A 7275-nucleotide genomic window follows, 5' to 3' on the forward strand; every position below is an offset into this window, starting at 1 on the left:
GATCAGATCGACGCCGCAGATCCGGGCGATGGTCCGGGCGACGGAACCGTCCACTTTCGCTTTCCCGATGGTCTGGGTCAGCGTTTCGAGGGTGAACCAGGCGACGCGCATGTCGGACTCGATCGCCGCCGCCGCGAGGCCTTCGACGAAGTGGGACTTGCCGGTCCCGGACGGGCCGGACACGACGAGGTTCTCGTGCCGGCCGACCCATTCCAGGGTGGTCAGGGCGTTCTGGGTGGCTTCGGGGATCGAGGAGTCCTCGCCACGCCAGGACGTCAGGGTCTTGCCGCTGGGGAAGTTCGCGGTCTTGCGCCGCAACCTGCGGGTCGCGGCGTCACGGCCGGTGACCTCCTCGTTGAGCAGGACCCGCAGGACCTCGGCGGGGTCCCAGCGTTGCGCGCGGGCGGTGGCGAGGACGTCGGGCGCCGCTTTCCGCAGGTAGGGCAGCCGCATCCGGCGCAGGATCTGCTCCAGATCCTCCGGCATCGGCGGGGCCTGGGGTCGGGTCATGAGCCGAATCCTTCCCACGGGCTGGTGCCGGGCTGCACCGAGTGGCTCTCGTCGACGACCACGACATCCGTGGGCGCGCCAGCGGTCGCGAGGTGATCCAGGATGGACACGAGGTCGCCGTCGTCGAACCGGCCCGCGATCGCCGCGAGACCCAGAGCGTGGTCGACCTGCTCACGGTCGAGCGCGGCCGCCAACTCGACAGCCCTGCGCATCTTCGCCCGGACCCGGACCGCGCCGGCGGCGCCGGCCTCGACGAGCCACCGGTGGGCGCCTTCACCCAGGTCCAGGATCGCGACCTCGTCCGCCGTGCGCGGTCTGGGCCGCGGTGGACGTGGCAGGTTCCCGCCCCGATGGTGTGGGTAGTGGGCGTCGACGATGGACGGGTTCCCCGGCGTCGACAACCGGTGACGGGCGATCTCGGCCAGACCGGCGGCGGTCCGCCCGACGATCACGAGTTCATCGCCGTCGACCCGGCACCACACCTTCGTCGTGACGTGTCCCGGCGGGGGCGAGGTTCGCCGATGTCGGCACCAGATCCGCCTTCGCGATCTTCACCGTCGCTTCGACGCCGCCCTTCGACTCCGGGTCGAACGGCTCACACGTCTCGACCTTGCAGCCGTAGTGCCGGCCAGCGGCCACCATCTGCGGATGACGGACCGCGACACCAGCGACGTGCTCGACCGTCACCGTCTTCGCGTTGTCGGTCAACACATACGTCGGCGCGCCGCCGATCCGCCGCAGCGTCGTGTCCAGACACGACACCAACGTCGGCAGCGTCTGGTCCCAGACCGGCAACACCACCCGGAACCGCGACCACGACAACCACGCGCAGAACAGACTGGTCCGGCGTCCGGCGATGACCGGCCCGGAACCCCAGTCGAACTGGAGCCACATCCCGGGCTCAGGCGTCCACGGCCGGTAGGAACGCCGCCGGCCCGCCTTCCACTGCGCCTTCGCCTGCGCGACCGCCCGCCTCGTCGACCGCTCGTTCCCGCTGTATCCCATCGCGGCCAGGCGCTGATGCACCACATCCGCGCGGATCCGCGCCTGGGAGGCCTCCACCAGCTCCTCGATCTTGTCCACGAACGGGTCCGTGACCCGCCGTCGACGCGCACGCGTGAACGGGTCACCACCCTCGTCACGGATCGCCACGTACCTCACCACCGTCTTCTCATCGACCCCGACGAGCCGCGCCGCCGAATGCGCACAGCGAGTCAGATCGAACGCTTCGAGAATCTCCACGATTTCCCTGCCAGACTTGGTCACAGGTCCCCCGACGTTGCAGCAGCTGATCTTCGACAATCAGTGCAACGACGCGGGGACCGCCTACATCAGGGCGTCATCCACCGATCTCGTGACCGTCAACCCGGAGTTCTGCTGTCCGCCAACCCGGAGACAAATGTCCGCCCACCCGGATCATTCCGTGACCGCTGGCACCGCAGACGACGCCTCGCCCACGCGAACACGTCGTTCACGTTCCTCGGCTACACATTCCAGGCGCGGAAAGCTCCGACCAGCGATGGTAAGAGCATCTTCGGCGCGTTCCTGCCCGCCGTCAGCCGAGCGGCTCTCACCCGGATGGGACACGAGGTCCGCCGCTGGCGGATCCACTGCCGCACCACCGTGGACATCGCGGACCTCGCCGAGTGGATCAACCCAGTCGTGCGCGGCTGGATGACCTACTACGGCAAGTTCTACCGGACCGAACTCGACGGCCTCCTACGGCGCATCAACACCTACCTCGTGCGCTGGGCCCGACGGAAGTTCAAACGGCTCCGGTCGTTCAAGAAGGCCAAACGGTGGTGGCACGGGCTCCTACGCAGGCAGCCCCGACTCTTCGCCCACTGGGTCTGGACGACGGAGTTCTAACGGATCAGATGAGACGAGCGGAATGACGGGAGACTGTCACGTTCCGTTCTGTGGGAGCCCGGGGGGTGAGTTCCCCCGGGCCACCGGGCGCGCGTGGACCCGACGACGATCCTCCGACGAAGGCCTCGGCTGGGCGGCGGACGGCTACGCCAGTTGCGACGGCACGGAGCCCGTCGCGCGCTGCTGGCCCAAGGCGTGGATCGGCAGCACGGACGGACAGGTTGCCCTATGCCTACGCGACCCGGTCAGTCGACGACGAGCGTGACTTTGCCCCGCACATGCCCGGTCTCGACCTCGCGGTGCGCATCCGCCGCGTCTTTCAGGGAGAACGCTTTCGAGATGGGCAGTTTCAGGTTGCCCGCCGCGCATTGAGCTGCGAGCTCCGCGAGGATGGCGGATGACCGGGTCCCTCGTAGCCGCTTGATGCCGAACCTGTTAGCCGCATCCTGATCTACCAGAGTGCCGATACGCTCACGGTCGCTCACCAGCTCGAGCGAAGCGGCGATCGCGGCGCCACCGATCGCGTCGAGCGTGGCGTCGACGCCGGACGGGGCAAGCTCGCGGACCCGGTCGGTAAGGCCGTCGCCATATTCGACTGGGTAAGCGCCGAGCGAGCGTAGGTAGTCGTGGTTGCGCTGGCTCGCCGTGCCGATGACGTGGACGCCGGATGCCACCGCGAGTTGTACGGCGACGGTCCCGACACCTCCGGCTGCGGCATGCACCAGCAGTGTGTCGCCAGCGCACACTTGTAGCTCCCGCAGCGCGTTCCAGGCTGTCTGGCCGACCGCGGACAGGCTGCCGGCAGTCTCCCAGGACAGCTCGGCCGGCTTGGCGGTGAACTGTTCGGGTGTCACCAGCAGGTGCTTGCCGTATGCCTCTGCATTGGCGAATCCGAACACTTCGTCGCCAACCGATACGCCGACGACATCCTCACCTACCTGGTCTACGACGCCAGCGAACTCGTTGCCGAGAGTCTGCGGAAAGATGTCCGGCTCGCCACCCAGTCCGGAGAACGCGCCACGGCGGATCTTGCAGTCGACTGGATTGACTCCGGCGGCACGGATCTGCACGCGAACCTGGCCCGCCGCAGCCTCGGGCTCCGAGAATTCCACCAGCCGGAGGACGTCGGGTTCGCCGTACTCGTAGAACACGATCTTGGTGCTCACTCGGCAGCTCCAATTCTCGGTGCGGTCGATCGTGCCGGGCTGCAGGCGGCCGCGCCGGCGAGGAGTGACACAAGGGGCGGCCTGCCGTGACGCTGCCACGGGGTGGTTGTGATGTTAGCACGAAGTGGAGCGTTCCGTTCGGCGAGGTGTGACGCCATCGCGCTGTGCGGTACAGTGAGCGGAGCGCTCCGGTTCAGCGATGGGGGATCGATGCCTGACGACGGCAGTCTTGATGTGTCCGGGAACCAGACGCGGCCAGGCTCCACGGCGGACCCGTCAGGCGGCCGTCGGAACGACACCAGGCTCGACCGACGCCTCGTCGGCTTGGGCCTGATCATTGTGGCCGGAGCGTTTCTGTCGGCTCTCGACGCGACCATCGTCGCCGTGGCGCTGAATGAGATCGGTGCGGATCTCGACAGCCCGCTTTCGGCCCTGCAGTGGGTGACGATCGGTTACCTTCTCGCGCTCGCCATGGTCGTCCCGGTAACCGGGTGGGCCGTCGAACGTTTCGGTGCCCGCCGGATGTGGCTGTTCGCGTTGGCGCTGTTCGTCGTGGCCTCGGCCCTGTGCGGACTTGCCTGGTCGATCGAAAGCCTCATCGCCTTTCGGGTCCTGCAGGGGCTTGGCGGCGGGCTCCTTCCACCGCTGGCACAGATAATCCTGGTCAGGGAGGCTGGGCCGGACCGGATTGGCCGGGTCATGAGCCTTGTGAGCGTTCCCACTCAGCTCGCGCCGATCATCGGTCCCAGTGTCGGCGGCCTTCTGGTGGACAGCCTCGGGTGGCGCTGGGTTTTCTACATCAAGCTTCCCCTCGGACTGATCGCACTGCTGCTGGCGTGGCGCGGGCTGCCCAGGGGCGAGCGACTGTCCCGGCCCCGGCTCGACGTTCTGGGCCTGCTGCTTCTTTCCCCCGCGCTGGTCGCTCTGGTGTACGGGCTGTCTGTCGCGGGCGGTGGAGGCGGCCTCGGCTCCCAATCGGTGGTGGTCGCCCTCTGCATCGGGTTGCTCCTGTTGGCTGCCTTTTTCTGGAATGCGCGCCGGGCGCACCCCAGCCCGGCAATCGATCTGCGGCTGTTCGCCCACCGGCCTTTCGCGGTTTCGTCGATCTTGATCTGCCTCTCTGGCGCATCCCTGTTCGGGCTGATGTTCCTGCTTCCGCTCTACTACCAGCAGGCACTCGGGGTAGATCCGCTGCGCGCCGGACTGCTTCTCGCCCCGCAGGGGGTTGGCATGGTTGTCGCCTTGGCGGTGTCGGGCAGCCTCGTCGACCGTTTCGGCCCCAGGGCCGTCGCGCTGGTGGGCATCGCGGTGTCGATCATGGGCACGGTGCCCTTCACCTACGCTGGGGCGACGCAGAACGACCTTTTCTCGGCGTCGGCGTCGGCGTTGGTGGTGAGAGGTCTGGGCCTCGGCATTGCCTCCATCCCACTGACGGCGGCGGCCTACTACGGGTTGACGCAGGAGCTGGTGCCCCGGGCAGCCAGCGCGCTGGTGATCGTGCAGCGCATCGGCGGCTCCCTCGGTACCGCGGTGTTGGCCCTCATCCTGCAGCGGGAGACCATACGCTCGTCCGGCGGGATACAGCCACCGACGCCTGAGGCCCTGCAGACCGCCTATGGGCGGGCCTTCGTATGGACGGTGGTCCTGACTGGCGTCGCGCTACTTCCGGCCTTCTTCCTGCCTGGTGCGCCAAGTAGGACCGAAGCGTCCGGTAAGGACAGCTGACCCGGGCAGTCGAGCGGCGCCCTGGGCAGCCCGGCGGCTCGGGCCGCTCTCCAGCTGGTCAACAACCTTCCTTGAGTCGGTACGGCCAGTCTTGCGCCGACGACGTGCCGACCGCGCGGAGTCGCCTATGAATTCACCCTTCTGAAAGGCAGACCAAAGATGACTGACGGTATCCGACGTCGGGGGCGCAGGGCCGCGATTCTCTTGCGGGCAGGACTCATCTCGCTCATCGTCCTGCCTTCGCTGACGGCCTTCGCCGTTCCGGCGCAGGCGAGTACCGCGAAGGAAACCTGCAGGCATAGCCTGGTCGGGACGTGGCAGGCGTCCGTCGAGACATCGCTGCCGAGCGCGGGAGAGACGACTTTTGTCTTTCGCGCGGACGGTACGATCGAGCCGCCTCCTGGCGAGCCGGTGACCGACACATGGCAGGCGATTTCCTGCAACTACTTCGTCTTTGACATCGTGCACCCCAACCTGAACGGCCAGGGTGAGGTAATTGGTGAGGTCCGGGGTCACCAGGATGGACTCTTGGTGCGCAACCACTTTGTCTCGCGCGGCACGTCCGTGATCTACGACCTTGACGACCAGGTCATCCGGAGCTTCGAAGTACAGGTGCGAGCAGTCCGAGTCATAACGTAGTCGCGGCGCGGTCGTACCGCGTGTGTCGATCTTAAACAGACCGACGCTTGTGAATCAACGAGCGTCGGTGCGCCACCGGACGTCCTACGTGAAGACGGAGGAATGGGAAATGCGAGTACTGTTCACGGTGCCACCAGCACTAAGTCACCTCTTCCCCCTGGTGCCGCTGGCCTGGGCGCTGCGGGCTGCTGGACACGAGCTGCTGGTGGCCACCTCGAGTTCGGCGGTTCCGGCCGCTGTGAGTGCTGGTCTGCCGGCGGTCGATGTTGCGCCTACGGTCGACTTCGACGAGGTGTTCGGCGTCGGGAAGGGAACCGTCGGCGACCGGGTGGCGGAGCACCGGCGACGTGGAGAGGCGATCGCCCAAGCTGGCGGCGCCGCCACAGATGCCGTCCTCGAGCGATTTGCCCACGTCACGGACCTGATGGCCGACGGCGTCGTGCGGGCCGCCGAGGAGATGCGTCCGGATCTGGTCGTACACGGCCGGCTACAGGGCGCAGGCCTGCTAGTCGCCCGTAAGCTGCAGGTGCCGGCGGTGGAACACGGCGTCGGCTTCGTTCGGGAGGGAGACCTTGCTGAGCGGTACCTACCGCACCTCGCCGGTGTCTTCGCCCGTCACGGGGTGCCTGCGGAATTGCCGGCCAGAACGTCCGTGCAGATCGCCCCGCCAGAGTTGATGATCGGTGAAGGTGAGGCGTGGAACGTACGTTTCGTGCCGTACAGCGGTGGAGGAGTCTTGCCCACCTGGGTCACCAAGTCTAGGAGCCGGCCCAGAATCGTCGTCACCTTGGGCACCGTGCTGCCCAAGGTGGTGGGTGTGGGCGGGCTCGAGAAGGTGCTCAAGGGGGCCGCGTCGACAGACGCCGAATTCGTGGTCATCGGTGCTGACGCCCAGGCGCTCGGGGACGTTGCACCGAACGTTCGGACCGCGGACTGGTGCCCGCTTGCGGGGCTCCTGCAGTACAGCGATGCGATCATCCACCATGGTGGTGCCGGCAGCACCCTGACGTCGATCGACGCCGGCCTGCCGCAACTTGCGCTACCGTACGGTGCAGACGAGTTCGTCAACGCTGGGGTGATCGTTCGGCACGGGTTCGGACTTTCCGCTGATGCGAATACTGTGGACGACGAGCTCATCAGCCGCCTGATGACCAATTCCACCTTGCGCGAGTCGGCAGGGCGGGCCCGCAGGCAGATGCGGTGCCGACCAGCGCCGGCGCAGTTGGTGGGTGCGCTCACTGCTCTCGCTGGTTGAACCAGCGTCGGTTGGGCCGGCGCGACCGCGCCGGCCCAACTCCACGGCCCCGGCGTTGTTCCGGCTTGAGAGGTTCTGTCCGTGTTGAGAACCGGACACGAGGCGAGTTGC

At 67.3% G+C, this 7275-nt stretch carries 7 protein-coding genes and 1 pseudogene; 4 read left to right on the top strand and 4 right to left on the bottom strand.

The window, feature by feature from the left end; all coding sequences use genetic code 11:
- The 3 genes and pseudogenes from ACFHVL_RS30365 to ACFHVL_RS30375 all read right to left on the bottom strand — a co-directional run.
- Positions 1 to 510: ATP-binding protein (locus ACFHVL_RS30365; RefSeq protein WP_416632011.1), on the bottom strand; the 510-nt coding region annotated here is incomplete at its 3' end.
- Positions 507 to 962, bottom strand: a complete 456-nt coding sequence (locus ACFHVL_RS30370; RefSeq protein WP_416632012.1) for a hypothetical protein — start codon at positions 960 to 962, stop codon at positions 507 to 509. The genes ACFHVL_RS30370 and ACFHVL_RS30365, both read right to left, overlap by 4 nt.
- Positions 963 to 1020: 58 nt before the next feature.
- Positions 1021 to 1776 (bottom strand): annotated as a pseudogene (locus ACFHVL_RS30375) (DDE-type integrase/transposase/recombinase); the annotation flags it as partial.
- Positions 1777 to 1815: 39 nt separating this feature from the next.
- Here ACFHVL_RS30375 and ACFHVL_RS30380 point away from each other — a divergent pair.
- The gene (locus ACFHVL_RS30380) at positions 1816 to 2379 is read left to right on the top strand and encodes a group II intron maturase-specific domain-containing protein (RefSeq protein WP_416632013.1); all 564 of its coding nucleotides are present in this window, start codon (positions 1816 to 1818) and stop codon (positions 2377 to 2379) included.
- Positions 2380 to 2624: 245 nt separating this feature from the next.
- Here ACFHVL_RS30380 and ACFHVL_RS30385 read toward each other — a convergent pair whose 3' ends face one another.
- A complete protein-coding gene (locus ACFHVL_RS30385; RefSeq protein WP_416632015.1) occupies positions 2625 to 3545 on the bottom strand; it encodes an NADP-dependent oxidoreductase in 921 nt (306 codons plus the stop codon).
- Positions 3546 to 3755: 210 nt separating this feature from the next.
- Between ACFHVL_RS30385 and ACFHVL_RS30390 the strand changes: the two genes are divergently transcribed.
- The 3 genes from ACFHVL_RS30390 to ACFHVL_RS30400 all read left to right on the top strand — a co-directional run bounded on the left by ACFHVL_RS30390 (position 3756) and on the right by ACFHVL_RS30400 (position 7164).
- Complete coding sequence (locus ACFHVL_RS30390) at positions 3756 to 5270, top strand: MDR family MFS transporter (protein WP_416632017.1); 1515 nt, start codon at positions 3756 to 3758, stop codon at positions 5268 to 5270.
- A 159-nt stretch (positions 5271 to 5429) separates the two neighbouring features.
- On the top strand, positions 5430 to 5909 hold the full coding sequence (locus ACFHVL_RS30395) for a hypothetical protein (RefSeq protein ID WP_416632019.1): 480 nt from the start codon (positions 5430 to 5432) through the stop codon (positions 5907 to 5909).
- A 22-nt stretch (positions 5910 to 5931) separates the two neighbouring features.
- On the top strand, positions 5932 to 7164 hold the full coding sequence (locus ACFHVL_RS30400; RefSeq protein WP_416632020.1) for a nucleotide disphospho-sugar-binding domain-containing protein: 1233 nt from the start codon (positions 5932 to 5934) through the stop codon (positions 7162 to 7164).
- Positions 7165 to 7275 lie beyond the last annotated feature (111 nt).

This window comes from Micromonospora sp. LOL_023, assembly GCF_048060115.1.
In the GTDB taxonomy this organism is placed as follows: domain Bacteria; phylum Actinomycetota; class Actinomycetes; order Mycobacteriales; family Micromonosporaceae; genus Micromonospora_E.

What these genes read in the sequence shown, in the direction of transcription:
- ACFHVL_RS30390 (WP_416632017.1), top strand. Translation starts at nt 3,756, where the DNA reads ATGCCTGACGACGGCAGTCTTGATGTGTCCGGGAACCAGACGCGGCCA.
- ACFHVL_RS30395 (WP_416632019.1), top strand. Translation starts at nt 5,430, where the DNA reads ATGACTGACGGTATCCGACGTCGGGGGCGCAGGGCCGCGATTCTCTTG.